The 24,657-nt window shown below is 73.0% G+C and carries 25 protein-coding genes; 11 read left to right on the forward strand and 14 right to left on the reverse strand.

Features of this window, described 5'->3' with window-relative positions; translation table 11 throughout:
* Positions 1 to 26 precede the first annotated feature (26 nt).
* Positions 27 to 995, forward strand: a complete 969-nt coding sequence (locus OIE12_RS03775; RefSeq protein ID WP_329131702.1) for an acetylxylan esterase — start codon at positions 27 to 29, stop codon at positions 993 to 995.
* Between the two features lie 17 nt (positions 996 to 1,012).
* On the opposite strand, the gene OIE12_RS03780 is transcribed toward OIE12_RS03775, so the two are convergent.
* From OIE12_RS03780 to OIE12_RS03800, 5 genes are all read right to left on the reverse strand, one after another.
* Positions 1,013 to 1,753 (reverse strand): class I SAM-dependent methyltransferase, encoded by a 741-nt coding sequence (locus tag OIE12_RS03780; RefSeq protein WP_329131704.1) that lies wholly within the window; start codon positions 1,751 to 1,753, stop codon positions 1,013 to 1,015.
* 110 nt (positions 1,754 to 1,863) lie between these two features.
* A complete protein-coding gene (locus tag OIE12_RS03785; protein ID WP_329131706.1) occupies positions 1,864 to 2,640 on the reverse strand; it encodes an SDR family NAD(P)-dependent oxidoreductase in 777 nt (258 codons plus the stop codon).
* Complete coding sequence (hisD, locus tag OIE12_RS03790) at positions 2,637 to 3,938, reverse strand: histidinol dehydrogenase (protein ID WP_329131708.1); 1,302 nt, start codon at positions 3,936 to 3,938, stop codon at positions 2,637 to 2,639. The genes OIE12_RS03785 and hisD overlap by 4 nt, the downstream gene beginning before the upstream one ends.
* Before the next feature lie 32 nt (positions 3,939 to 3,970).
* A complete protein-coding gene (locus OIE12_RS03795; RefSeq protein ID WP_329131709.1) occupies positions 3,971 to 4,906 on the reverse strand; it encodes a VOC family protein in 936 nt (311 codons plus the stop codon).
* Positions 4,903 to 5,877, reverse strand: coding sequence for a fumarylacetoacetate hydrolase family protein (locus OIE12_RS03800; RefSeq protein WP_329131710.1), 975 nt, complete (start codon positions 5,875 to 5,877; stop codon positions 4,903 to 4,905). The genes OIE12_RS03795 and OIE12_RS03800 overlap by 4 nt, the downstream gene beginning before the upstream one ends.
* A 235-nt stretch (positions 5,878 to 6,112) precedes the next feature.
* Between OIE12_RS03800 and OIE12_RS03805 the strand changes: the two genes are divergently transcribed.
* From OIE12_RS03805 to OIE12_RS03840, 8 genes are all read left to right on the forward strand, one after another.
* A complete protein-coding gene (locus OIE12_RS03805) occupies positions 6,113 to 6,436 on the forward strand; it encodes an antibiotic biosynthesis monooxygenase family protein (RefSeq protein WP_329131711.1) in 324 nt (107 codons plus the stop codon).
* Between the two features lie 51 nt (positions 6,437 to 6,487).
* On the forward strand, positions 6,488 to 7,615 hold the full coding sequence (locus tag OIE12_RS03810; protein WP_329131712.1) for an FAD-dependent monooxygenase: 1,128 nt from the start codon (positions 6,488 to 6,490) through the stop codon (positions 7,613 to 7,615).
* The gene (locus tag OIE12_RS03815) at positions 7,612 to 8,661 is read left to right on the forward strand and encodes an amidohydrolase family protein (RefSeq protein WP_329131715.1); all 1,050 of its coding nucleotides are present in this window, start codon (positions 7,612 to 7,614) and stop codon (positions 8,659 to 8,661) included. Before OIE12_RS03810 ends, OIE12_RS03815 begins: the two co-directional genes overlap by 4 nt.
* Before the next feature lie 8 nt (positions 8,662 to 8,669).
* Entirely contained in the window at positions 8,670 to 9,647 is a 978-nt protein-coding gene (locus OIE12_RS03820) for a cyclase family protein (RefSeq protein ID WP_443054024.1), read from the forward strand.
* A gap of 8 nt (positions 9,648 to 9,655) precedes the next feature.
* Positions 9,656 to 11,044 carry an FAD-binding oxidoreductase gene (locus OIE12_RS03825; RefSeq protein WP_329131720.1) on the forward strand — a complete coding sequence of 463 codons (1,389 nt, stop codon included), beginning with the start codon at positions 9,656 to 9,658 and terminating at the stop codon, positions 11,042 to 11,044.
* Positions 11,045 to 11,047: 3 nt separating this feature from the next.
* A complete protein-coding gene (locus OIE12_RS03830) occupies positions 11,048 to 12,013 on the forward strand; it encodes a fumarylacetoacetate hydrolase family protein (RefSeq protein WP_329131722.1) in 966 nt (321 codons plus the stop codon).
* 200 nt (positions 12,014 to 12,213) lie between these two features.
* Entirely contained in the window at positions 12,214 to 13,212 is a 999-nt protein-coding gene (locus OIE12_RS03835) for a LysR family transcriptional regulator (protein WP_329131724.1), read from the forward strand.
* Positions 13,213 to 13,293: 81 nt separating this feature from the next.
* Positions 13,294 to 14,064: an SDR family NAD(P)-dependent oxidoreductase gene (locus OIE12_RS03840; protein WP_329131726.1), complete on the forward strand. Its 771-nt coding sequence runs from the start codon at positions 13,294 to 13,296 to the stop codon at positions 14,062 to 14,064.
* A 183-nt stretch (positions 14,065 to 14,247) separates the two neighbouring features.
* On the opposite strand, the gene OIE12_RS03845 is transcribed toward OIE12_RS03840, so the two are convergent.
* From OIE12_RS03845 to OIE12_RS03855, 3 genes are read right to left on the reverse strand one after another with little or no spacing between them, the layout of a single operon-like run.
* Positions 14,248 to 15,780, reverse strand: a complete 1,533-nt coding sequence (locus OIE12_RS03845; protein WP_329131728.1) for an MFS transporter — start codon at positions 15,778 to 15,780, stop codon at positions 14,248 to 14,250.
* Positions 15,781 to 15,791: 11 nt separating this feature from the next.
* A complete protein-coding gene (locus tag OIE12_RS03850; RefSeq protein WP_329131730.1) occupies positions 15,792 to 16,256 on the reverse strand; it encodes a VOC family protein in 465 nt (154 codons plus the stop codon).
* A gap of 3 nt (positions 16,257 to 16,259) precedes the next feature.
* Positions 16,260 to 17,030, reverse strand: coding sequence for an SDR family NAD(P)-dependent oxidoreductase (locus OIE12_RS03855; RefSeq protein WP_329131732.1), 771 nt, complete (start codon positions 17,028 to 17,030; stop codon positions 16,260 to 16,262).
* A gap of 504 nt (positions 17,031 to 17,534) precedes the next feature.
* Here OIE12_RS03855 and rho point away from each other — a divergent pair.
* On the forward strand, positions 17,535 to 18,707 hold the full coding sequence (gene rho, locus OIE12_RS03860; protein ID WP_329131734.1) for a transcription termination factor Rho: 1,173 nt from the start codon (positions 17,535 to 17,537) through the stop codon (positions 18,705 to 18,707).
* Between the two features lie 159 nt (positions 18,708 to 18,866).
* Positions 18,867 to 20,084: a D-alanyl-D-alanine carboxypeptidase family protein gene (locus OIE12_RS03865; RefSeq protein ID WP_329131736.1), complete on the forward strand. Its 1,218-nt coding sequence runs from the start codon at positions 18,867 to 18,869 to the stop codon at positions 20,082 to 20,084.
* Positions 20,085 to 20,227: 143 nt separating this feature from the next.
* Here the strand turns inward: OIE12_RS03865 and OIE12_RS03870 are convergent, their stop codons facing one another.
* The 6 genes from OIE12_RS03870 to crcB (OIE12_RS03895) form a co-directional block, all read right to left on the reverse strand.
* Positions 20,228 to 21,202, reverse strand: coding sequence for an asparaginase (locus OIE12_RS03870; protein ID WP_329131738.1), 975 nt, complete (start codon positions 21,200 to 21,202; stop codon positions 20,228 to 20,230).
* Positions 21,203 to 21,318: 116 nt separating this feature from the next.
* Positions 21,319 to 21,978, reverse strand: a complete 660-nt coding sequence (locus OIE12_RS03875; RefSeq protein ID WP_329141718.1) for a FadR/GntR family transcriptional regulator — start codon at positions 21,976 to 21,978, stop codon at positions 21,319 to 21,321.
* Between the two features lie 162 nt (positions 21,979 to 22,140).
* Positions 22,141 to 22,977 (reverse strand): undecaprenyl-diphosphate phosphatase, encoded by an 837-nt coding sequence (locus OIE12_RS03880; RefSeq protein WP_329131740.1) that lies wholly within the window; start codon positions 22,975 to 22,977, stop codon positions 22,141 to 22,143.
* A 214-nt stretch (positions 22,978 to 23,191) separates the two neighbouring features.
* On the reverse strand, positions 23,192 to 23,563 hold the full coding sequence (gene crcB, locus OIE12_RS03885; protein WP_329131742.1) for a fluoride efflux transporter CrcB: 372 nt from the start codon (positions 23,561 to 23,563) through the stop codon (positions 23,192 to 23,194).
* Positions 23,560 to 23,970 (reverse strand): DUF190 domain-containing protein, encoded by a 411-nt coding sequence (locus OIE12_RS03890; RefSeq protein WP_329131744.1) that lies wholly within the window; start codon positions 23,968 to 23,970, stop codon positions 23,560 to 23,562. Before OIE12_RS03890 ends, crcB (OIE12_RS03885) begins: the two co-directional genes overlap by 4 nt.
* Positions 23,967 to 24,455, reverse strand: coding sequence for a fluoride efflux transporter CrcB (gene crcB / locus OIE12_RS03895; protein ID WP_329131746.1), 489 nt, complete (start codon positions 24,453 to 24,455; stop codon positions 23,967 to 23,969). The genes OIE12_RS03890 and crcB (OIE12_RS03895) overlap by 4 nt, the downstream gene beginning before the upstream one ends.
* Positions 24,456 to 24,657: the final 202 nt, after the last annotated feature.

Consider the following 24,657-nt stretch of genomic DNA (forward strand, 5'->3'; position numbering starts at 1 on the left):
CCCGACGTCGCAGAAGGCGGTCCTCGATGGCCCTGTTCGACCTTCCCCTCGACGAGCTCCGCGACTACCGCAGCGCATCCGTCGCACCCGAGGACTTCGACGCGTTCTGGGCGAAGACGCTGCACGAGGCCCGCGCCCACGACCTGGACGCCCGCTTCGAGCCCGTCGAGACGCACCTGAAGACCGTCCGCGTGCACGACGTCACGTTCGCCGGCTTCGGCGGCCACCCGGTCAAGGGCTGGCTGACGGTCCCGGCGTGGGCCAACGGCCCGCTGCCGACCGTCGTCGAGTTCATCGGCTACGGCGGCGGCCGCGGCCTGCCGCACACGCACCTGCTGTGGGCGTCCGCCGGCTTCGCCCACTTCGTGATGGACACCCGCGGCCAGGGCAGCGGCTGGGGCGGCGGCGGTGACACCCCGGACCCGGTGGGCTTCGGCCCCGCCTACCCCGGGTTCATGACGCGCGGCATCGAGAACCCGGAGGACTACTACTACCGGCGGCTGTTCACGGACGCCGTCCGCGCCGTGGAGGCCGCCCGTTCCCACCCCCTCACCGATCCGGCCCGCACCGCCGCCGTCGGCGCCAGCCAGGGCGGCGGGATCACGCTCGCGGTGGGCGGCCTCGTGCCCGACCTCGCCGCCGTCGCCCCGGACGTGCCGTTCCTGTGCGACTTCCCGCGCGCGACGACGCTGACGGACCGCGACCCGTACCGGGAGATCGGCAACTACCTCAAGACCCGCCGCGGCCGCACCGAGCAGGTGCTGCGCACCCTGTCGTACTTCGACGGCGTGCACTTCGCCGCCCGCGGCACCGCCCCCGCCCTGTTCTCGGCGGCCCTGGAGGACCAGACCTGCCCGCCGTCCACGGTGTTCGCCGCGTTCAACGCGTGGGCGGGCGAGGACAAGGCGATCGAGGTGTACGACTTCAACGACCACGAGGGCGGCGGCCCGTACCAGCAGGCGGCCCAGCTGGCCTGGCTCCCGGCCCGGGTCTGAGCCCCTGCCCTCGGACGTCAGCCGGCGGCGGCCCGCGTCGCGACGACCAGTCGCCCGCGCGGGCTGCCGTCCGGCCGCCGCCCGAACTCCGGCAGGGCGCGCAGTTCCGTCGCGAAGCCCGCGCCGTCCAGCGCGCGCAGTACGTCGCCGAGGCGGAACGTCCGGTAGTACATGACGAACGGCGGTCGCCACACCGCGTTGCGCACCCGCATCGCCGTGTCGAAGCCGAGCAGGGCCCAGTACCAGGGCGAGGCGAGGGGCGGCGGGGCGCCGATCGGGAACGCGAACCGCCCGCCCGGCCGCAGCACGGAATAAACCTGGGCGAACAGCGCCGGCAGCTCCCGGGGCAGGAAGTGCCCGAACGCGCCGAAGCTGACGGCCAGGTCGAAGACCGGCCCGAAGGGCAGGGCCAGGGCGTCCCCGCGCACCCAGTCGACGCGCGGGGGCGGGGCCGCGCCCCCGGCCGACCGCTCCCGTCCCACCGTGAGCATCCCCGCGCTGATGTCGACACCGGTGACGCTCGTACCGCACACCGTGCGGAGCACGTTCATCCCCGCGCCGGTGCCGCAGCACAGGTCGAGGCCGCGGTCGAAGGGGCCGAGGTCCGTGAGGGCGCGGGCGACCGCCTCCAGGACGGTGTCCGAGGTACGGAACGGCGTGTGGTCGAACTTGGGCGCGAGGAGGTCGTAGCCGTGTTCGACGGACGACAGCGCCTGGACGGCCAGTTCACGGAGGCCGGGCCCCTGGGGAGAGAACATCACCGCACAGCTTATGCGCAACCGTGCGCTGCCTCTTCGACTATGACGGTGGTGCCCGGAGCAGTTCCGGGCACCACCGTCACCGCCGTTCCGCTCGGTTCTCCCCTGCTCTACGCCGGTGCGATCATCCCCGCCGACAGGTCGATGTCCGCCCCGCAGAGGCCGGGCATGGCGAGCATCGCCACCAGTGCCCGGGCCACCTCGTGCTCCTCCACCAGGCGTCCGAGGGCGGCCCGGGAGGCGAAGTCGCGTTCGGCCTCCTGGACGGTGCGGCCCGTCAGTTCGGCCGTCAACCGGAAGTTGCGGTCCATGCGCGGTCCCCGTACCGGGCCCGGGGAGAGGGAGTTGACGGACACGCCGTGCGGTCCGGCCTCGCCGGCCAGGGTCCGGGTCAGTCCGAGCAGGGCCATCTTCGAGGCGGTGTACGGGGTGCGGTGGAGCAGCGGGCGCTTGCCGCTGACGGAGGCGATGTTGACGATGTCGCCGCGCCCGGCGGCGAGCATCGGCGGCAGGAAGGCGCGGCACATCAGATAGACGCCGCGCACATTGGCGGCGAACACCGTGTCCCACTCGTCGGGTGCGATGTCGACCAGCGGGCGCACCGGTCCGGCGACGCCCGCGTTGTTGACGAGCAACGACACATCCTCGTCGGCGAGTTCGGCGGCAAGCGCGTCGACCGAGCGGGGGTCGGACACGTCGCACCTGGCCGTGCGGGCGTGTCCGCCGTCCTTCTCGACGCGGGCCGCCGTGTCGGCGAGCGCGGCCGTGTCGCGTCCGACGAGGACCAGCCGGGCCCCGGCGTCGGCCAGGGCGCGGGCGAACGCCCGGCCGAGCGGGCCGCCGCCCCCGGTGACCAGGGCCGTCCGCCCGTCGAGGAGCGCGCTCACGCGGTGTTCCAGGGCAGGTCGTCGCCCGCCGCCCGGGCGGCCCGTACGTCGCCGGAGCGGGCGTGGCCCTCGAACAGTTCGACGCGTGCGGCCCGTCCGCACAGCCGGCCGAGGAGGGCCTGCGAGGCGGTGTCGGTGACCTCCTGGTAGGTGACCGTCTTGAGGTACTTGCCGATCCACAGCCCGCCGGTGTAGCGGGCGGCGCCCCGGGTGGGCAGGACGTGGTTGGTGCCGATGACCTTGTCGCCGAAGGACACACAGGTGCCCTCGCCGAGGAAGAGGGCGCCGTACTGGGTCATGCGCTCCAGCGCGAGCCGGGGTTCGGCGGTGAGCACCTCGACGTGTTCGAAGGCGAACTCGTCGGCGAGCGCGTACATCTCGTCGAGGGAGTCGACGAGGTGCACCTGTCCGTGGTCGCGCCAGGCGGGCCCGGCGAAGTCGCGGGTGGGCATGGTGGGCAGCAGTCGTTCGACCTCGGTGATCGTCCGCTCGGCGACCTCGCGGGAGGTGGTGATCAGGACGGCCGGGGAGTCGGGGCCGTGTTCGGCCTGGGAGAGCAGGTCGACCGCGCACACGAACGGGTCGGCGTTCTCGTCGGCCAGGACGAGGATTTCCGTGGGTCCGGCGAACAGGTCGATGCCGATCTCGCCGAACAACTGCCGCTTGGCCTCGGCGACATAGGCGTTGCCGGGTCCGGCGAGCAGGTCGACCGGGCGCATGGTGTCGGTGCCGACCGCCATGGCCGCGACCGCCTGCACACCGCCGAGCAGCCAGATCTCGTCGGCGCCCGCGAGGTGCATGGCGGCGACGGTGGCGGCGGGGATCTCGCCACGGATCGGAGGGGTGCAGGCGACGACGCGGGGGACGCCGGCCACCTTGGCGGTGACGATGGTCATGTGGGCGGAGGCGGTGAGCGGGTAGCGGCCGCCGGGGACGTAGGCGCCCGCGGCCTGCACGGGAAGGTGTTTCTGCCCCAGCTTCACACCGGGCAGGGTCTCCACCTCGAAGCTGCCCAGGGAGTCCAGTTGCGCCTGGGCGAAGGTGCGCACCTGCTCCTGGACGAAGCGGATGTCGTCCAGGACCTGTTGCGGGACGGTGGCAACGATCTTCTCGACCTCCTCCTCGGACAGCCGGAAGGAGTCGGGGCTCCAGTTGTCGAACTTTTCGGAGCAGGCGCGCACGGCCTCGTCGCCGCGTGCGCGGATGTCCGCGATCACACCGGTCACGGTCTCGCGGACCTGGTCGAGGGAGGCGGTGACCTGCGCCCCCGGGACGGCGTGCTTCAGGATGGTTGCCACAACGGCGGCCCTTCTCGGGTGGGTTGGCGGGATCAGACGGGCGGGGCGGTGAACAGCACGTCGGGGTCGTTGAACTGTTCCTTGGCGACCGATTCGCTCATCGGGTCGGCGGTGCCCCACTGGTCCTGGGTGAGCGGGTCGTCCACGTCGTGCCGGCCGGGGTGCCACAGGTCCTCTTCGAGGACGGCGAGTTCGGTGGTGTACTCGACGGTGTTGCCGTGCGGGTCGTGGAAGTAGGAGAACGTGTTGTCGCCCGCGAGGTGGCGGCCGGGCCCCCAGGTGAGCCGGGTGCCGGCGCGCAGCGCGCGTCCGGTGCCGCGCATGTACTCCTCCACCCCGCGCATCTCGAACGAGGCGTGGTGCAGCGAGACATGGGGGCCGCGGGCGATGGCGAAGGAGTGGTGCAGGGGGCTGCACCGCAGGAAGTACATGAGGTCGCCCATGTGCGCGGAGTACAGGGTGTCGGTGAGCCGGAAGCCGAGGTGGCGGACGTAGAAGTCGCGCAGTGCCTCGGGGTTCGGTGAGTTGACCACGCAGTGCGAGAGCCGGACGGGGACGGCCTCGCGCTCCTCGACCCTCCGGTGGGTGCGGGTGGCGACGTCGGCGGAGACCTCGACGACCCGGCCGTCCGGGTCGAAGAAGCGGAGGCCGTAGCCGCCGCCCGGGGTGTCCAACGGCCTCGGCTCGCCGATCAGTTGGACACCGGCCCGGCCGAGCCGCAGGGCCAGTTCGTCGACGTCCGCGCGGGAGGCGGCGCCGAAGGCGACGAGGTCCATGCGTTTGCGGGCGTCGCGGCGGATGCGGACGATGTACTGCTCGGGGCTGCCCTCGGCGGCGAAGAAGGCGAGTCCGTCGTCGTTCGCGGTCTCGGTCAGGCCCCAGGTGGTGCCGTAGAAGGCGCGCTGCCGTGCGAAGTCGGGAACGGCGAGGTCGACATGGCGCAGATGGGTGATCGGCTGGAAGCTCATGCGTGGCTCCTGACGGTGTTGCGCTGGTGGCCCAGTCCGGTGATCTCCGCCTCCAGCAGGTCTCCCGGCTGCAGGAAGACGCCCCAGTGCGCGCCGTTGCCGGCCGGGGAGCCGGTGAGCAGCAGGTCGCCGGGGCGCAGGGTGGTGGTCGAGGAGACGTAGGAGAGCAGCCGGGGGATGTCGAAGATCATGTCCTTGGTGGACTCGTCCTGCCGGACGACTCCGTTGTGGCGCAGGGTGATCCGCAGGTCCCCGGGGTCGCCGGCGAACGCGGCCGGGACAAGAAAGGGGCCGGTGGGCAGGAAGGTGTCGGCGTTCTTGGCGGTGAACCAGTCGGTGCCGATGGCCTTGAGGTCGGGCCGGTAGAGACGGTCGCGGGTGGTGAGGTCGTTGCAGACGGTGTAGGCGGCGACGTGCTCCATGGCCCGCTCGACGGGGATGTCACGTCCCGGTTTCCCGATGACGAGGGCGAGTTCGAGTTCCCAGTCGTGCTGTGCGCCGAGGGCGGGGAGCACGATGTCGTCGTAGGGGCCGCAGATCGCGCGCGGGGAGCCGAGGAAGACGTAGGGGACACCCTCGCGGGCGCGGACGTCCATCATCTCCTCGGCGTCGGCGCGGGCCTCCTCGGGGGTGGCGCCGTGCACGCTCTCCTTCTCGGCGGCGACCAGATCGACCACGTGCTTGCGGTAGTTGGCGCCGCTCTGCAGGATCTGGCCGGGCTCGATCGGGGCGTGCACACGCAGTGCGGCGAGGTCGTGCCAGGTGCCGTCCCCCGAGCCGGCCATGTCGTGCAGGCGGGGCAGCAGCGCGTCCCAGTCCTCGACGAGGGCGCGCACGGAGGGCACCAGATCGGACAGGTCGCGCACGCGCCGGCCGGTGACCAGGCCGGGGAAGACGGCGCCGGACGGTTCCCGGGGGCCGAAGGTGCCGAGCGCGAACGGGCCGGCGTGGGAGGGAAGGGGTTCGGGCACGGGCGGCTCTCCTGGTCCGGAAACGGGCGGGGGTTCGCCTTCGACGCTAGGCAGCGGCGGCGGGCGGCGGAAATGGCCGTTGGCGATGGCTGCCATCAGGCCGCCGCACGGCGCTGAACTGCGGCTCCATCGCCGTGCGGGATGGATGACGTCCCCCTTGCCGATGCCTCGATCCGTTGACCCCGCGCGGTGCGTCCGGTGAGGCTCGACGCACCCCGAACACGAGGAGAACGACGTGGTCGTCGAGCATGCCGAGCTGACCGTCCAGGCCGGCCGGGAGGCGGAGTTCCGGGAGGTGTTCGGCAGGGCGCGCGAGGTGCTCGCCGGGGCCGAGGGCTTCCGCTGGGCCGAGCTGCTGAGGTGCGTGGAGCGGCCGGGAACGTTCCTGCTGCTGGTCGGCTGGGAGTCGGTCGAGGCGCACACGGCCGGCTTCCGTGCCTCCGAACGGTTCGGGCGCTGGCGGGCCCTGGTCGGGCCGTTCTTCGTCGCGCCGCCGGCCGTCGAGCATTACCGGGAGTCGGTGCCGCGCCGCGGCGCGGACGGCCCGGTGCCGCGCTGACGGCGCGTGCCCCGCCTGCCCTGTTCATCCACCCCTTCGCAAGGATCGCCCATGCCCGTACAGAAGGTGCTCGTCGTCGGCGGCGGCATCACCGGAAGCGTGCTGTCGCTCGCGCTCGCCCGGCGCGGTGTCCGCGTCGATCTCGTCGAGATCTCCCCCCAGTGGTTCGGTGTGGGCCACGGCATCACCGTCCAGGGCAACGCGCTGAAGGCGCTGCGCTCGGTGGGCGTGCTGGACCGGGTGCTGGCTCGGGCGGTGCCCTTCGACTCCATGCGGCTGCGCCGCGCCGACGGCTCGCTCCTCACCGAGCTGCCCACCCCGCGCACCGGCGGCCCCGACCTCCCGGCGACGGCCGGCGCCCTGCGCGCGGACCTCCAGGACGCGCTGTGCGACGCGGTGCGCGCGCACGGGGTACGGGTGCGGCTGGGGCTGAGCGTGGCGCGGCTCGGCCCGCCGGGCGGCGACCGGGCCGAGGTGACCTTCACCGACGGCTCCACCGGAACGTACGACCTGGTGGTGGGCGCCGACGGCATCAACTCCCGGATGCGGGAGCTGATCGGCATCGCGGAGCGGCCCCGCCCCGTGGGCATGTCGATCTTCCGGGTGGTGGCGAAGCGCCCGCCGGGGATGGACTGCGCGGAGGTGTACTACGGCGGCCCCCGCTTCAAGGCCGGCTACAGCCCCGTCTCGCCCGACGCGTGCTACGCCTACCTCCTGGACGAGAACCTCGACGCCTCGCTGATCGGGCCGCGCGCCCCGCTGGCGCTGCTGCGGGAGCGCGGCGCCGGGTACGGCGGCATGTGGGGCGCGATCCTGGACGCGCTGCCGGAGGACACGGCGGTCGACTACCGGTGGATCGAGGCGGTCCTCGTCGACGGGCCCTGGCACCGCGGCCGGACGCTCGTGATCGGCGACGCGGCGCACGCCTGTCCCCCGCTGATCGCACAGGGCGCGGCCATGTGCACGGAGGACGCGGTGCTGCTCGCGGACCTGGTGTGCGGCGAGGAGCCGGTGGAGCGGGCGCTGGAGTCGTTCATGGCCCGGCGGCTGCCGCGGGTGCGGATGGTGCTGGAGAACTCGCTGCGGCTGGCCGACTGGGAGATCCACCCGGGCACGCCGGGCGCGGACCCGGCACGGATCATGTCGGAGACGCTCGCCTCCCTGGTGGAGGCCGCATGACCAGCGCGGGCGCGGGCACGCCCACCGGCTTCCGCGTGCACCCGGCCGCCCCCACCGTCGACTTCCACGGCCACCTCGCCGTCCCCGCCGCCGACGCGCTGTGCACCGGCACCGACGGCCTCGCCGCCGAGCTGGCGGCCGAGCAACGCGCCCACTCCCCCGCCTCCCTCGCCGTCAACCAGGAACAACTGCGGCGACTGGCACCGAAGTTGACCGACGTGGCGGCCCGGCTCGCCGACCTCGACGCGATGGGCGTCGACATCCAGGTGGTCGGCCCCATGCCGATGCACCACTACTGGGCCGACCGCACCCTGGCCGAACGGCTCGCGCACACCGTCGACGAGGCCGTGGCCGCGCACTGCGCCGCCGCCCCGGAGCGGCTGTACGGCCTGGGCACCCTCCCGTTGCAGCATCCGGAGCTCGCGGCGGCGCTGCTGGAGCGGGCCGTCACCGAGTACGGGCTGTACGGCGTCAGCGTCTCCACCACCGTCGACGGCCGCGAACTGGCCGACCCCGCGCACGACGTGGTGTGGCGGCGGGCGGAGGAACTGGGCGCGGTGGTCTTCGTGCACCCGTGGGGCTGCTCGCTCGGCGAGCGGCTCGCCACCCGGTACCTGGGCAACACGGTCGGCCAGCCGGTGGAGACGACGGTGGCGCTCTCGCACCTGATCTTCACCGGGGTCCTGGACCGCTTCCCCGGGCTGCGGCTGGTGGCCGCGCACGGCGGCGGCTATCTGCCCACCTACCTCGGCCGTTCGGACCACGCCTGGCGGGTGCGCGAGGACGCGCGGGGCTGCGCGGAGCCGCCGAGCGCCTACGTGCGCCGGATGTGGTTCGACGCGCTGGTCTACACGCCCGACGCGCTGCGCCATCTGGTCGGGGCGGTGGGCGCGGACCGGGTGGTGCTCGGCACCGACCACCCCTTCGACATGGGCGTCACCGACCCGGTGGCCCGGCTCGACGCGGCCGGGCTCGCGCCCGCCGACCGGGCCGCGATCGCCGGGAGCAACGCCCTTGACCTGCTGTGGAAAGGACACACCCGATGACACACCCGATGCCTCCCGCACCCCTCGGCCCGGTCGAGGAGGAGCTCGCCAAGGCCCGTGCCGCGTACCGGAACTGGGGCCGCTGGGGCGAGGACGACGTGCTGGGCACGCTGAACTTCCTCGACGACGCGATCCGGGCGCACGCGGCGGGTCTGGTGCGCCGCGGCCGGTCCTTCTCGCTGGCACAGGAGTTCAACGAGTCGGGCCCGCAGCGGGGCTTCCGCGGCCGGATCAACCCGGTGCACTACATGAAGGACACCGGCTCCGACGCGGCCGCCGGCACCCAGGGCTTCCCGCACGGCTTCGGCGGCGCCGACGACCACGTGGTGATGCCGTTGCAGGCCTCCACGCAGTGGGACGGCCTCGGGCACATCTACGACAACAAACAGGCGTGGAACGGCCGTCCGTGCACCATCGTGAACGGCGACGGCGACTCGGTGACCGGCATCGAGCACATGCGGGACGCGTTCACCGGGCGCGGGGTCCTGCTCGACGTGGGCCGCGCGGTCGGCGGCGAGCGGGGTGAACTGCCCGACGGCTTCCCCATCCGGGAGGAACACCTGCGGGCCACGATCGAGGCCCAGGGCGCCACGTCGACCGTCCGCCGGGGCGACCTCGTCCTGGTCCGCACCGGGCAGCTGGGCCGGGTGCGGCGGCTGGGCGAGTGGGGCGGGTACGCGGCCGGGGACGCGCCCGGGCTGTCGTTCACCACGCTCGGCTGGCTGCACCGCACCGAGATCGCCGCGATCGCCTCCGACACCTGGGGGCTCGAGGTCCGCCCCTACGAGTTCACGGAGCCGGCCATGTCGCCGCTGCACCAGATCGCCATTCCCAACATGGGCCTGCCGCTGGGCGAGATGTGGGACCTGGAGGCACTGGCCGAGGACTGCGCCGCCGACAGCGTCTACGAGTTCCTCCTGGTCGCCGCTCCGCTGCCGGTCACCGGCGCGGTGGGCGCCCCCGTCAATCCGATCGCGATCAAGTGAGCGCCCCCATGAACCCGAGCACCCCCGTGAACACCGGCCGGTTCACCGGCACCCTGTACTTCCCCGGCGACCCCGGCTTCGAGGAGGCCTGCTTCGGCCGCGTGTTCAACCACCGGCGCCCGTCGGACCGCAGGCCCGCCGCCGTTCTGGAGGCCGCCTCCGAGCAGGACGTCGTGGAAGGCGTCCGGCTGGCCGTGGAGCGCGGCTGGCAGGTGTCCGTGCGCTCCGGCGGCCACAGCTGGGCGGTGTGGTCGGTGCGCGGGGACGCGCTCCTCATCGACCTCGGGAACTTCCGCGAGCTGGCGTACGACCCGGTCACCGGGATCGCCACGGTCACGCCCAGCGTCAAGGGCGGCGACGAACTCAACCCGTATCTGGGCGGGTTCGGCCGTTTCTTCAACGGCGGGCACTGTCCCTCCGTCGGCATCGGCGGCTTCCTGCTCCAGGGCGGGCAGGGCTGGAACGCGCGCGGCTGGGGCTGGGCGGCCGAGAACGTCGTCGCGCTCGACGTCGTCACCGCCGAGGGCGAGCTGGTGCGCGCGGACGAGACGCACCACAGCGACCTGTTCTGGGCGGCGCGCGGCGCCGGGCCCGGCTTCTTCGGCGTGGTCACCCGGTTCCACCTGCGTACCCTCCCACTGCCCGGCCATCTGGCGCACACCGTGCACGCCTACCCGCTCGACCTGTTCGACGAGGTGATGACCTGGCTGCACGGGATGCACCACACCGTCTCGGAGCTGGTGGAGATCGTCGCGGTGACGCAGACGCTGCCCGACCGGGACGAGCGGGTGCTGCTGGTCACGGGGCTGTCGATGACCGACACCCCCGAGCAGGCCGACGAGGCGCTGGCCCCGCTGCACGCGTGTCCGTACGCGGACCGGGCGCTGTTCCGGGTGGAGGCGCGGCCGACCACCCTCGCCGAGCAGATCGAGGCCCAGCGGGTGGCCAACCCCGAGGGCCACCGCTACTTCGTGGACAACGCCTGGCTGACCGGACCGGCCGAGGAGGTCGTCCCGGCGATGCGGACGGTGTACACCGGGCTGCCCACGCCGCAGTCGTTCACCATCTGGTTCTCCATGGCCCCGCTGCGCCGGCCCGCCGACATGGCGTTCTCGCTGCAGTCGGAGATCTACTGCGCCTCGTACGTCGTCCACGACGAGCCGGGGCGCGACGCGGAGCTGCGCGCCTGGCTGGACGGGGCGATGGCGGAGCTGGAGCCGGTCACGGCCGGGCAGTACCTCGGCGACTCCGACTTCACCGTGCGGCAGCTGAAGTTCATGGGGGACGAGCAGTGGCGGCGGCTCCAGGAGATCCGGGCCGTACGCGACCCGAAGGGTCTCTTCGCGGGGTACCTGAGCGCCGGGACCGTCACCAACACCAACCACTGGGAGCGGTGAGACATGCGGTTCGCGACGTACGAGGAGCGGGGCCGGGAGGGTGTCCGGCGCGCCGGTGCCGTCGACGGGGAGGTGATCCACCCGCTGCCCGAGGGGGTGACGGTGCGGGAGCTGCTGGAGCGGGGGGAGTTGCACAGCGCGGGCGCCGAAGCGCTGGCCGTGACAAGTGAGTTGACCGTCGACCGGGTGCGGCTGCTGCCGCCGCTCGAGCCGCCGTCGATCCGTGACTTCGTCGGGTTCGAGGCGCACATCGAGGGCGTGTCCAAGTCGCTGGACGGGCTGGAGCACGTGCCCGAGGAGTGGTACCGGGCGCCCAACTTCTACTTCACCAACCCGCACGCGGCCTACGGTGCCCAGGACGACGTGCCCGTGCCGGCGGGGTGCGCGGTGCTCGACTTCGAGCTGGAGGTGGGCGTGGTGATCGGGCGCGCGGGCCGCGATCTCACCCCGGAGCGGGCGCACGAGCACATCGCCGGTTACCTCGTCTTCAACGACTGGTCCGCGCGGGATCTGCAGAAACCGGAGAAGAGCCTCGGCCTTGGCTTCTCCAAGGGCAAGGACTTCGCCAACACGCTCGGGCCCTACCTGGTCACCGCCGACGAGGTGGAAGACAGGCGGGACGCGGACGGCTTCCTCGACCTGGAGATGACGGTCACCCTCAACGGGGAGCTGATCGGCCGCGACACTCTCGCCCATGTCTCCTGGACCTTCGAGGAGATGATCGCCTACGCCACCCGGGACGCCTGGGTGCGGCCCGGTGACATCCTCGGCTCCGGCACCTGCGGGTGGGGGGCGCTGGCGGAGTTCTGGGGGCGGCTCGGGGAGCGCACCCCGCCGCCGCTGATGCCCGGGGACGTGGTGACGCTCGCCGTGGAGCGGCTGGGCACGCTGCGCAACACGGTCGTCCCGGGGCGCACGGACGCCTATCTGCCCCGGGCGCGCAAGCGGGGGCGCACACCGAGGCCGTGACCGGCCGCGCGGCGTCGCCCGCGTTCACCGGGGCCCGTGCGGAAGCGTTCCGTACGGGCCTCCTGACCTGCGCACATCCCGTGCGACGATGACTGTCATCGCATCCCTGTGAGTTGTTCCCCGGCTCTTCTCCTGACCGGAAACCGCCGTTACGCTCCGGTTTCATCGAGCCTTCAATGACGTGGCCGGAAGGGGACATCGTGGGTCTCGGGGCAATCGATCTCAACCTTCTGGTGGCGTTGGAAGCCCTCCTGGAGGAGAAGAACGTCACGCACGCGGGCGTCCGGCTCAACACCAGCCAGTCGGCGATGAGCGGCTCCCTGGCCCGGCTCCGCCGCCACTTCAACGACGAACTGCTGATCCGGGTGGGCCGCGAGTACGAGCTGACCCCGCTCGCCGAGCGGCTGCTGCCCGTCGTCCGGTCCTCGCTGCAGAAGGCCGAGGAGGCGCTCTCGCTGACCCGGCACTTCGACCCCGGGCGCAGTCGGCAGCGGTTCTCGGTGGTCATGTCGGACTACGTGATGACGGTGCTGGTGGAGCCGCTGCTGCGGGTGATCGCCGAGGAGGCGCCGGGGGTGCGGATCGACTTCCACCCCATCGTGGACGGGCAGCTGGAGAACGAGACGCATCTGCGCTGCCACGACCTGATGATCGTGCCGCTGGGCTATCAGCTGCCGGGGGTCAGCGAGGCCGTGATGCACGACCGGTTCGTCTGTCTGGTCGACCCGGACAACCCGCGGCTGGCCGACGGCCGGCTCGGGCTGCGGGACCTGGCCGAGATGCCGCACGCCGCGTGCGCCATCGGAAAGAGCCACACCCCCGCCGAACGCCAGCTGGAGACACTCGGCATCGTGCCGCGGGTGCAGGTCAGCACGCCCGGCTTCAGCGTGCTGCCGTTCCTGGTGAGCGGGACCGACCTGGTCGCCCTGGTGCCCGAGCGGCTCGCCCGGCGCTACGAGGGGTTCGCGCGCTGCGCGGTCGTGCCCACGCCGTTCCCGGACGTGCCGCTGGTGGAGGCCATGTACTGGCACCACAACCGGCACGCGGACCCGGCCCACCGCTGGCTGCGCGAGACGGTGCGCCGCGTGGGCGAGTCACTGTCGGAGCCGGCGCCTCTCGCCCGCGGTCCTCAGGAGATCGCCGGGACGGATGACAGCCATGCCGCACACGCGTTTCCGGAGCTGAGCGCGGTTTCCTAGCGTGGCCGGGAGAGCCCGCGCGGCTGCGGCCCGAGGGGGCGGCTCCCGCGCGGGGAGACCCCGTACCCACCTGGAGGAACCGTGAGCCGTTCGCGTCTGGCGGGCCGTACCGTCGTCGTCACCGGAGCCGCGCGGGGGCAGGGGGCGGCGGAGGTGACGGCGGCGGCCCGGGAGGGCGCCGCGGTGATCGCCACCGACGTCCTCGACGAGCCCGGCGAGGAACTGGCCGCCGCGCTGCGCGCCGAGGGCCTGGACGTCACCCACCGGCACCTGGACGTGTCGTCCCCCGAGGACTGGGCGGCGCTGGCCGCCTCGTTGGACGTCGTCCACGGCCTGGTCAACAACGCGGGGATCCCCATGCGGGGCCGGCTCGGCGAGGTGCGACTCGCCGACTGGAACCGGGCGTTCGCGGTCAACACCACCGGTGCGCTGCTCGGCACGCAGGCGCTGGCCCCGCTGATGCCGGCCGGGTCCTCGATCGTGAACGTCGGCTCGGTCGCCGGACTCACCGCGCACCACGCGGTCGCGTACACGGCCAGCAAGTGGGCGCTGCGGGGGCTGTCGAAGGTGGCCGCCCTGGAACTGGCCCCGCACGGCATCCGCACCAACGTGATCCACCCCGGCTACATCGACACCCCTCTGATGACGACGGCCGACCCGGTGTTCGTCGGAGCCCACCTGTCGATGACCCCGCAGGGCCGGCCCGGCACGGTGGACGAGGTGGCTCCCCTGGTGGTGTACCTGCTCTCGGAGGAGTCGTCCTACGTCAACGGCGCGGAGATCACCGTGGACGGCGGCTACACGGCACACGGCGGAGTGAAGGCGATCACGAACGCGCTGGACGGCTCCTGACGTGTGCGGAGCGGGCCCGGGCAGCGGCCCGGGCCGCACGGAATTCCCGGCCGGCGGTGGGCCGGGCGGCCCTGCTCTCCGGCCGGAGGCCGCGCGGGAAGGTGTCGGAGCACGCCGGAGCGTGCCGGAACGTGCCGGAGGCCGGGGCTGGTGCCCCGGCCTCCTCCGCTTCGTCCGGTCGGGTCACGCGGACGCGGGCTGGACGGCGGAGTGGTTCGCGTCGGCCGTCGCGCGGGCGCCGTCCTTGCGGACCAGCAGCAGGGTGACCAGCGCGCCGAGCAGCGAGGCGCAGCCGCAGATCACCACGCCGAGGGCCATGCCGTGGCCGAGCGCCGACTGGGCGGCGGCCCGGGCGCCGTCGCTGCCGGCGTTGACGACCGCGAGCGGCCCGGCCGCGGCCTCCATCCCCGCGTCCGCGCCGCTGAGCTTGCCCACCAGCGCGGAGGAGGCGGCGCTCATCGCGATGGTGCTGATCACCGCAGGACCGAGCCCCTGTCCGAACTCGCGGACCAGGCTGGTGGCGCCGCTGGCCATGCCGGTCATGTGCAGCGGCACGGCGTTGACGGCGGCCGAGGTCAGCGAGGACACCACGCAGATGAAGCCGATGCCGAGCAGCAGCACCGGGCCGATGAAGGCGGCCAGGGAGGTGGTCGTGACGGGCAGCGCGGCAATCCAGAACTGGCCGGCGGCCATGGGCAGCAGACCGCCCATCAGCAGCAGTCGGGGTTCCACCCGGGTCAGCATCCGGCTCAGCGCCGGTGCGAGCAGCAGCGGCACCAGTTGCAGGATGACGAACGGCATACCGGCCCGCAGCGCGCTCAGATGCATCACGGCGCCGAGGCGGATGGAGACGCAGTAGGCGGTGCCGATGAAGCCGAACATGCCGGCGAGGGCGACCACGGCCGCGGCGGCGAAGGAGGGGATGCGCAGCAGGTCCAGGTTGAACATCGGCGAGGCGGCACGCTTCTCCACGACGACGAACCCGACGAGCCCGGCCGCGGCCAGCACGAGCGCGCCGACGATCACAGGGCTGCTCCAGCCGCGGTCGCCGCCCTCGATGATGCCCCAGAGCAGTGCGGTGAGTCCGACGGCGACGGTGATCTGACCCGGCCAGTCCAGTGAACGGCCCTCGGGGGCACGGGAGTCGGTGACCAGGAACCAGCAGGCGACGGCGACGGCCACGCCGAGCACGACGGGCGGCACGAACGCGAAGCGGAAGTCGGCGACGGTGGCCAGCACCCCGGAGGAGAGCGGTCCGACGGCGGAGGCGAGGGAGATGCTCAGCGCCCAGGTGGAGACGGCCTTCGCGCGGTCCTTCTCCCCGGGGGTCGCGGAGGCGATCACCGCGAGCGAACTGGGGAAGAGGGCGGCGGCGCCGACGCCGGCCACGGCCTGGCCGGTCCACAGCATGGTGACATTCTGCGAGGTGGCGTTGAGGAGTTCACCGAGCGCGAGGGCGATTCCGCCGAGCACGAGCAGCCGTTTGCGGCCGAAGAGGTCGCCGACCACACCGAAATTCAGTTCCAGAATGGCGGTGGGCAGAATGAAGGCGGACGTCACCCAGGCCACCTGGGAACCGGACGCCCCGAAAGCGGCCTGGATCTCCCCATTGATGGGCGAGGGTACGGTGATGCACAACTGGGCCGCGGCCACGGCGAGACAGCACGCGAGGAGCGTGCCGCGGTCCAGTCTTTTCAAGGAGATCGAATCCGTCATCATGCGTGTCCTCACTCGGGCTTTCGTACGGAATGCTGTGCGGAACTTCCTTCGGGCTTTCTTTCGGACTCTTTCTTTTCCATGAGCTCGATGAGATTTCCCTCGGGGTCGCGGACCCAGGCCATGCGCACGCCGGGTTCGGGCGAGGGCCCGGGGGCCACGGCCTCGGCCGCGCCGTGGGCCAGCAGGCGCGCGTAGAGGGGGTCGAGGTCGGGCGTGGTGAGGGCGAAGTGCCCGTAGCCCTCGGTGAGCGCGGCGGTCAGCGGGTCGGGGGCGCGCAGGCCGGGGGCGGAGCCGGGGCGGGCGAGGAGTTCCAGCCGCCAGCCGTGCGGGTGTTCGAGGACGACGCCGCCGAGCCCGGGTCCGTCGAGATGGAACTCGAAGACCGGCTTCAGCTCGAACGCCTCCCGGTACCAGGCCGTCTGCGCGGGCAGGTCGCGTACGTTGACGCCGATGTGGTCGAGTCGGGTGGTCATCGCTCAGCCCGCCATCGCGCTGTCGCCGCCGTCGACCATGAGGTTCGCGCCGTTGACGAAGGAGGCCTCGTCGGAGCAGAGGAAGGCGGCGGCACGGGCGATGTCCTCCGGCTCGCCCACGCGCCCGACCGGGATCCGGGCCTCCAACCGCTCCCTGGGGCCGTCGGGGTCGTCGAGGAAGGGGGCGGTCGCCGAGGTGCGGGTCATGCCGGGGGCGATGGTGTTGACGCGGATGCCGTGCGGGGCGCCGGCCGCGCACAGGTGCTTGCTCATCGCCAGCACCCCGCCCTTGGCGGCGCCGTGCGGCACCATCGGCAGGAAGGGGGCGCCGCGCACGGCGGCGACGGAGGCCACGTTGAGGACGGCGCCGCCGCCGCGCGCGACGAGATGCGGCCAGGCGGCCCGGGTGCAGAAGTAGGGAATGTCCAGTTCGTTCTTGATGGTGAAGTACCAGTCCTCGGCGGGCAGGGTCTCGAACGGTCCGTTGCGCAGCGCGGAGGCGTTGTTGTAAAGGATGTCGATGCCGCCGAAGGCCGCGATCCCGGCCTCGATCCATTCCTTCGCGCCGTCCTCGGTGGACAGGTCCGCGGGGGCCACGGAACGCATGACTCCCCCGTTTTTCCCGACCATTTCGACGGTCTCCCGGTCCCGTTCTCCGTCCAGGTCACAACCGAATACCAAGGCGCCCTCGGCGGCGAATACCTGAGCCGCGGCCCGGCCTATTCCGGCTCCTGTGCCGCTGATGAAGGCGATTTTTCCGGCCAGTCGGCCCATGATGCTGACGTCCCTTGTCCAGTGTTGCCGTCTTGCGGTGCTGGAAGCGTAGGGACGGCCTTTGGCGAGAACAAGAAAAGGGGCACCGCGGGGCCATCGGGCGTTCGTATGGCTGGTATGCGCGACGGGTCGGCGAAACTTCCGGCCGCCACCTCCGCGGACGCCGCGGTCGGGGAACAAGCCGGGCCGTGGGGGCGTTGACGCCGTCGCGGCCAGTGCTACAGTGCGAACAGCACCTGTGTTCACGCCCCGTCCGGGGCGCCGGTGCCACTGTTCACTCCCGTTCCGCCGCCCCGCCCGTCGTCGTACGACCGGCCGGTGGCTTCCCACCAGGCATCCCGCCGACCCGGCGGTCCTCGCGGCCGTCACGGCGGTTCCCGTAGCGGAACCGCGTCCGGGACGCCGTTCCCGCCGCCCCGTGGAGACGTGCCCACTGGCCCTCCCCCTCGTGGCTTCCCCTCCCCTTCCGCGTGCTTCCGCGTCCGTTCCGAAAGGACCTCTCCCATGACGACCACTACGACATCCACCATCACACCCACCCTCGAACGGCCCCCCGAGACACGGCGGACGCGCACCGTCGCCGGTCTCCTCGACGTCGACCGGCACGGGAAGGGGCACCTGCGCACCGGCGACTGCCTGCCCACGCCCGCCGACACCGAGGTCCCGGCCGCGCTGGTCCGCCGGTACGGACTGCGCGCCGGTGACCACGTCGAGGGCACGCTCGGCGACCGCCGCGCCCTGACAGACGTCACCCTGGTCGGCGGCCGTACGCCCACCGAGGCCCGGCAGCGGCCGCACTTCCGTGACCTCACCCCGCTGCACCCGCGTCAGCGACTGCGCCTGGAACACCCGGCGAGCGGGGTCTCCGGACGCCTGATGGACCTGCTCGCGCCGGTCGGCAAGGGGCAGCGCGGGCTGCTCGTCGCCCCGCCCAAGACCGGCAAGACCGTGCTGTTGCAGCAGATCGCCGCGGCCGTGGCCGGCAACCACCCCGAGTGCCACCTCATGGTCGTGCTGCTCGACGAGCGGCCCGAGGAGGTGACCGACATGCGGCGCTCGGTGCGCGGCGAGGTGTACGCCTCCACCTTCGACCGGACGCCCAAGCAGCACATCGCGCTCGCCGAACTCGTCGTGGAGCGCGCCAAGCGGCTCGTCGAGCAGGGCCGCGACGTGGTGATCCTGCTCGACTCGCTGACCCGGCTGTGCCGCGCCCACAACAACGCGGCGGGCTCCGGCGGCCGCACGCTCAGCGGCGGCGTCGACGCGGCGGCGCTGCTCGGCCCGAAGCGGTTCTTCGGCGCCGCGCGGCTCGCCGAGGAGGGCGGCTCGCTCACCATCCTGGCCACCGCCCTGGTGGAGACCGGCTCCCGCGCCGACGACTACTTCTTCGAGGAGCTCAAGAGCACCGGCAACATGGAACTGCGGCTGGACCGCACACTGGCCGGCCGACGCGTCTTCCCCGCCGTGGACCTCACCGCCTCCGGCACCCGGCGTGAGGAACTCCTCATCCCACAGGGCGAGTTGACCACCGTACGCGGCCTGCGCCGGGCGCTCGTGTCCCGCGACGGCCAGGCCCAGGGGCCGAACGGCTACGAGACACTGCTGCAACGTCTGCGCGCGACCCCGGACAACGCCACGTTCCTGCACCAGGTGCAGCCGACGCTGCGGCAGGGGTGAGCGGGGCCGTACGGCGGCCCCCGCACCGGCGGCTCCGCGCACATCCCGCCCGCCCGGCGTCCGTGCGGCGCGCGGCGGCTGCGGCAACCGGGTGCCGGATCCGCCCGTTCGGACCGGCCCGACCGGCGCGGAGGGCCTCCTTTCCCGAGCGTTGCCGGTATGACCCTCGGCTTCTCACACCGCACTGCCGTCTGCGGCGCCGCCGTCTGCGCGGTCGGCGCGCTCGCCCTCGCGCCGGGTTCGTCCGTCGCCGACACGGGCCCGTCGGCACCGCCGTCAAGCCCGTCCTCGGCGTCGGCTCCGGCTTCCGCGCCGAGCGCGGCGAGCGCGGCGACCGGCGGGGCCGACACGCGGGTTCGGCCGCGGGCGGGGGCGCCCGCGGTGCCGGAGGTTTCCGCGCTCTCCTGGCTGGTGGCCGATGCCGACACGGGCGACGTGCTCGCCGCGCACGACGCGCACCGTCCGCTGCCGCCCGCGAGCACGCTGAAGACGCTGTTCGCGCTCACCGTGCTCCCCGCGCTGCCGAGCGACGCCCGGCACACCGTCGGCGAGCGGGAACTCGAGGGCATCGGCCCCGGCAGCAGCCTCGTCGGTGTCGCCGAGGGACTCACCTACACCGTGGCCGACCTGTGGCGCGGGGTCTTCCTCAGCTCGGGCAACGACGCGGTGCACGTCCTGGCCGCGATGAACGGCGGCCTGGAGGCCACCACCCGTCAGATGCAGGCCAAGGCGCGGGAACTGGGCGCGCTCGACACCCACGTGGTCTCGCCCGACGGCTACGACCGGCCGGGGCAGGTGTCCTCGGCGTACGACCTCGCCGTCTTCGGCCGCGCCGGACTGCACGACCCCGACTTCGCCCGCTACTGCGACACGCCCGAGGCGTACTTCCCCGGGTACGGGCAGCCGTACGGCATCCAGAACACCAACCGCCTGCTCACCGGGGCCGACGGGGTGGCGCCGTACCCGGGTCTGATCGGCGTCAAGAACGGCTACACCAGCAACGCGGGCAACACGCTGATCGCGGCGGCGCACCGGGGCGGGCACACGCTGGTCGTGACGGTGCTCCACCCCCGGGTGGGCGGCGGTTTCCAGGTGTACGAGGAGGCGCGGGCGCTGCTCGACTGGGGGTTCGGGGCGGAGGGCCACGTCACGGCGGTGGGCTCCCTGGAACGCCACGGCAAGTCGTCCCCGGCGCCGTCCCCGCCCCCGGCCCACCCCGGCCCACCGGCCCGGTCCCACGCCCGGAGCGGTGCCGGCTCCCCGAGACTGGTCCTGCTGGTCGGCGCGGCGGCACTGACGGCGGTGACGGCACTGACCCTGGCGTTGCGCTCCGCGGGCAGGGCGCGGGCACGCGGCAGAGCTCGGAGGGTGCGGTGAGCCGGCGGATACGGGACGTGTCCGGCTGATCGCGCAGTTCCTCGCGCCCTTGGGCCGGCCGGGAGTCAGGGCGCGCAGCCCCCAAGCCTCCCCTGGGACCGGGGCACAGCCCCAGTCACCTCCCGGAGGAATCGCCCTGGACGTCACCCGCCGGCAGGCGCAGGCAACGGCGGCACCACCGTCACCGCCCCCACCGGCCGCCCGCCACCCAGCAACGTCGCCCCGGCGAACGCCTTCAACAGCCCCCGCTCCACCCCCGCCCACTCCAGCCCCGCAGCCACCACCGGCACCCTCGCCCGCTCCGCCCCGTCCGACACCTTCACCGCCACCGCACGTCCATCCGGCAACGCCGCGACCTGCACCCCCTCGAACCCGTCCTTGGACAACACCCCCGGCACCGCCTCCATCAGCGCCGCCACATCACGCCCCCGCCCGGACGCCATCTCCGCATGCCCCCGCACCGCGTCCGCCACCCGTGCCTCCGCCGTCCCGGCCGGCGCGGTGGTGAGCCGGGCCGACGCCCGCGCCAGCCCTCGCAGGGAGACGGCGAACAGCGGCGCACCGCACCCGTCGACGCTGACCCGGGCGATCCGCTGCCCGGTCAGCTCCTCGACGGTCACGGCGATCCCCCGCTGCAACGGGTGCCCGGGGTCGAGGTAGTCCGTCAGGGACCACCCGTTCACCCGGCACGTGTACAGCATCGCCGCATGCTTGCCCGAACAGTTCTGGGCGAGCCGCGACGGCTTCCGCCCCGCCCGGATCCACGCGTCCCGCTCCCCCGCCCCGAACGGCAGATCGGGCACATTGCGCAGCTCGCCCTCGCCGAGCCCCGCCTGCCCGAGGACGCGGCGGACGCCGTCGAGATGCCGCTCCTCCCCGGAGTGGCTCGCCGCGGCCAGCGCCAGCAGTTCCCCGTCGAGCGGCAGCCCGGCGCGCACCATGGCGACCGCCTGGACGGGCTTGAGCGCCGAGCGCGGATAGAACGCGGCCTCGGTGTCGCCGACGTCCAGCAGCACCTCCCCGTCGGCGCCGAGGACGACGACCGACCCGTAGTGCACCCCTTCGACGAGGCCCCCGCGCACCACATGCGCGACGGGTGCGTGACGGGGCTCGCGCACCGCGGGAGCGTCGGCCACGACACTCCCGGAAGGCCGGGAAGCCCCCGAAGCCCTGGGCACGTTCCCGGATCCGGCACCCTGATACTGCCGCTGCTCGCTCAACGCTCCGCTCCGCCTCACGTGGGGGTACCCGTGCGCCCCGGGCGCACGATGTCGGTCAAAGTCGTCTCGACCCGGTCGAGATGGTGGGACATGGCCCGCACCGCGTCCTGTTCCGAGCCGCCGGCGAGGGCCTCGACGAGCGCGCGGTGCTCGCGGTTCGACTGCTCGCGCCGGCCGCCCAGGTCGTTGAGGAAGGCCGACTGGCGGGCCAGCGCGTCCCGGATCTCCTCGATCACCCGGCGGAAGACCGGGTTCTGGGCGGCCTCGGCCACGCTGAGGTGGAACAGGGTGTCCATCGCCACCCAGGCGACGGTGTCCGTCTCCCGCTCCATGCGGTCCAGGAGGTGTGTCAGCCGGTCCAGGTCGTCCGGGGTGCGGCGCAGTGCCGCGTAGCCGGCGACGGGGATCTCGACGTGGCGGCGCACTTCGAGCAGGTGGGCGGCGGTGTAGTCGCCGAAGGTGGGGTCCTCGACGGTGTCGGTGACCACGAAGGTGCCCCGGCCGGTCCGGGAGACGGTCAGCCCCATGGTCTGCAGGGCCCGCAGGGCCTCGCGCAGCACGGGCCGGCTGACCTCCAGGGTGCGGCACAGCTCGGCCTCGGAGGGCAGCCGCTCGCCGATGGCGTACTCGCCGCGCTCGATCGCGCCGCGCAGATGGGTGAGCACCGCCTCCATCGCACTGACCCGCCGCGGGCCCTGCCCGGCCGTCGGCCGGGGCGCCTGACCCGCTGTCTGGCTGTCTGACAGGTTCACGGGCCGATCCTGCGTCCGCCGAAACGTTTCTGTCAAACGGGACCGGGGGTGCCGACGACACGGCCCGCACCCCCGGGAGGGGCGTCAGGCGTCGAGCACGCCCGCGCCGAGCAGCCCCATCAGGGCCACGCCGACCACGATCCGGTAGATCACGAACGCGTTGAAGGAGTGCTTGGCGACGAACTTCAGCAGCCAGGAGATGGACGCGTAGGCCACCACGAACGACACGATCGTGCCCGTGGCCAGCGGCGCGACGCCCACGCCGGCCCCCAGCGCGTCCTTCAGCTCGTACAGACCGGCGCCGGTGAGCGCGGGGATGCCGAGGAAGAACGACAGCCGGGTCGCGGCGACCCGGTCCAGATCGAGGACGAGTGCCGTGGACATCGTCGCGCCGGAGCGGGAGAAGCCGGGGAAGAGCAGCGCGAGGATCTGCGAGGAGCCGACCAGCATCGCGTCCTTGAACGACGTGTCGTCCTCGCCCCGCTTGTGCCGGCCCATCTGGTCGGCGGCCCACATCACCCCACTGCCGACGATCAGCGAGCCCGCCACCACCCACAGCGAGGCCAGCGGCCCCTCGATCAGCGGCTTGGCGGCGAGGCCGACGATCACGATCGGGATCGTCGCGTAGATCACCCACCAGGCGAACTTGTAGTCGTGGTGGTACCGCTCCTCCTTGTTCGCCAGTCCGCGGCCCCAGGCGGAGACGATCCGCACGATGTCCTTGAAGAAGTACACGAGCACCGCGGCGATGGCACCGACCTGGATGACGGCCGAGAACCCGACGACGGCGTCGTTGTCGACGGGAATGCCCATCAGCCCCTCGGTGATCTTCAGATGGCCGGTGGAGGAGACGGGCAGGAACTCGGTCACCCCCTCGACGGCTCCGAGGACGACGGCCTGACCGACGTTGATGACGCTCATGGGATCCAGTTCTGCTCGCGGAAGAGGAAAAGTGCGGACACATGAGGAACGCACGCGTACGTAAGGACGGCGACGGGTCGCGGCAAGGCACTCGGCGGGGAGTGTCTTACCCACGGGGTACCGGCGGCGCGGGGGTGGCGGGGACAGTCTTACTACACGTGTGTACGGGCCTGTTCACCGCCACGGTCCGCCCGCCTCACCGCAGGGCGCCGCCTCACCACAGGGCGCCGGCGAGCGAGACACCGGCGAAGGCCGCGCCGAGCCCGGCCGCCACGCTCGCCGTCGCGTTGAGGGCCGCGTAGGAGCGGGCGCCGTCCTGGGCGAGCCGCAGGGTCTCGTAGGAGAACGTCGAGTAGGTGGTCAGGGCCCCGCAGAGACCGGTGCCCAGCAACAGTTGCAGCCGGGAGCCGGCGGCGCCCGCGGCCGCGGCGCCGGTCAGGAGGCCGAGGACCACGCACCCGACGACGTTGACCACGAAGGTCCCCCAGGGGAAGACCGAGTCGTGCCGGGACTGCACCGCACGGTCGGTGAGATAGCGTAGCGGGGCGCCGGCCATGGCGCCCACGACGACCAACAGCCAGTTCACAACGAGTTCTTACCTTCCGGGTCCGGTTCGTCCGGGTGTCGTCCACGGCCGCGCTCGTCCCCTGCGTCGTCGCCCGGACGGGCGGGGGTGAGCAGTTCACACGTGTCGAGGACGGCGACTCCCCCGGTCAGCAGCTCCTCGATCGTCGGCAGGAAGGCCCGTACCCGGTCCTCGGCGTCCACGACGACGACGGCCACCGGGAGATCCTCGCTGAGCGAGAGCAGCCGGGAGGTGTGGATCACCGAGGAGGCGCCGAACCCCTCGACGCCGCGGAACACGCTCGCCCCCGCGAGCCCGGCGGCGTGGGCGCGGTGCACGATCTCCGCGTGGAGGGGCCTGTGGTGCCAGGTGTCGCACTCGCCGACGATCACGGTCAGGCGTAGCGCGCGGCGGAGGGGAAGGGTCATCGGGGGCTCCCGGTCGGACGCAGGAGGCGGTGGGTGGCGGTCGCGGCGAGCCACACCGCGGCCAGGGCCGCGAGCAGGGTGGCGGCGAGGTAGGCGAGGCCGGTGCGGGGGTGGCCCGCGTCGAGGAGTTTCTCGATGTCGACGGCGTACGTCGAGAACGTGGTGAAACCGCCGAGCACGCCGGTGCCGAAGAAGGGCCGGACCAGGGGGTGGGCGGTCCACACCTCGGCGAGAAGTGTCATGAAGACGCCGATCACGGCACAGCCGACGACGTTGACCCACAGGGTGGCCCAGGGGAAGCCGTCCGTGGCGGTCGGCCACAGCAGGCCGGCGGCGTAGCGGGCGGTGGCGCCGAGGCCGCCGCCGAGCGCGACGGCGGCCACCGCGCGGCCCTGGCCGCGCCACACGGGCGGGCGGCGCACGGGCGTGGGGGCGGTGGGCGCGGGGGCTTCGTCGTCGACGCGGTCGGGGTGCGGGACCGTCATGGGCAGCTCCTACTCGCCGGGGCCCGGTCCGCCGGGCACGCTCGGGTGCAAGTAGGGACCGTTGGCGGCGACCGTGCCGCGGTTCGGGTACGGCGGGCCCCACCGCCGCGCCGCGACACGGGATCGCGGCCGGTCGCAAGGCTATCGCGCGGGGCGGAGGGTGTGCGAACGGCCGCCGGGAGACCGGGCCGCGGGGCGCCGG

It is taken from the genome of Streptomyces sp. NBC_00670 (assembly GCF_036226765.1).
In the GTDB taxonomy this organism is placed as follows: Bacteria; Actinomycetota; Actinomycetes; order Streptomycetales; family Streptomycetaceae; genus Streptomyces.

Coding starts and splice junctions, on each gene's coding strand:
- OIE12_RS03775 (WP_329131702.1), top strand. CDS start 27: ATGGCCCTGTTCGACCTTCCCCTCGACGAGCTCCGCGACTACCGCAGC.
- OIE12_RS03780 (WP_329131704.1), bottom strand. CDS start 1,753: ATGTTCTCTCCCCAGGGGCCCGGCCTCCGTGAACTGGCCGTCCAGGCG.
- OIE12_RS03795 (WP_329131709.1), bottom strand. CDS start 4,906: ATGAGCTTCCAGCCGATCACCCATCTGCGCCATGTCGACCTCGCCGTT.
- OIE12_RS03810 (WP_329131712.1), top strand. CDS start 6,488: ATGCCCGTACAGAAGGTGCTCGTCGTCGGCGGCGGCATCACCGGAAGC.
- OIE12_RS03815 (WP_329131715.1), top strand. CDS start 7,612: ATGACCAGCGCGGGCGCGGGCACGCCCACCGGCTTCCGCGTGCACCCG.
- OIE12_RS03820 (WP_443054024.1), top strand. CDS start 8,670: ATGCCTCCCGCACCCCTCGGCCCGGTCGAGGAGGAGCTCGCCAAGGCC.
- OIE12_RS03825 (WP_329131720.1), top strand. CDS start 9,656: ATGAACCCGAGCACCCCCGTGAACACCGGCCGGTTCACCGGCACCCTG.
- OIE12_RS03830 (WP_329131722.1), top strand. CDS start 11,048: ATGCGGTTCGCGACGTACGAGGAGCGGGGCCGGGAGGGTGTCCGGCGC.
- OIE12_RS03845 (WP_329131728.1), bottom strand. CDS start 15,780: ATGACGGATTCGATCTCCTTGAAAAGACTGGACCGCGGCACGCTCCTC.
- OIE12_RS03850 (WP_329131730.1), bottom strand. CDS start 16,256: ATGACCACCCGACTCGACCACATCGGCGTCAACGTACGCGACCTGCCC.
- OIE12_RS03855 (WP_329131732.1), bottom strand. CDS start 17,030: ATGGGCCGACTGGCCGGAAAAATCGCCTTCATCAGCGGCACAGGAGCC.
- rho (WP_329131734.1), top strand. CDS start 17,535: ATGACGACCACTACGACATCCACCATCACACCCACCCTCGAACGGCCC.
- OIE12_RS03865 (WP_329131736.1), top strand. CDS start 18,867: ATGACCCTCGGCTTCTCACACCGCACTGCCGTCTGCGGCGCCGCCGTC.
- OIE12_RS03875 (WP_329141718.1), bottom strand. CDS start 21,978: ATGGAGGCGGTGCTCACCCATCTGCGCGGCGCGATCGAGCGCGGCGAG.
- OIE12_RS03880 (WP_329131740.1), bottom strand. CDS start 22,977: ATGAGCGTCATCAACGTCGGTCAGGCCGTCGTCCTCGGAGCCGTCGAG.
- OIE12_RS03890 (WP_329131744.1), bottom strand. CDS start 23,970: ATGACCCTTCCCCTCCGCCGCGCGCTACGCCTGACCGTGATCGTCGGC.
- crcB (WP_329131746.1), bottom strand. CDS start 24,455: ATGACGGTCCCGCACCCCGACCGCGTCGACGACGAAGCCCCCGCGCCC.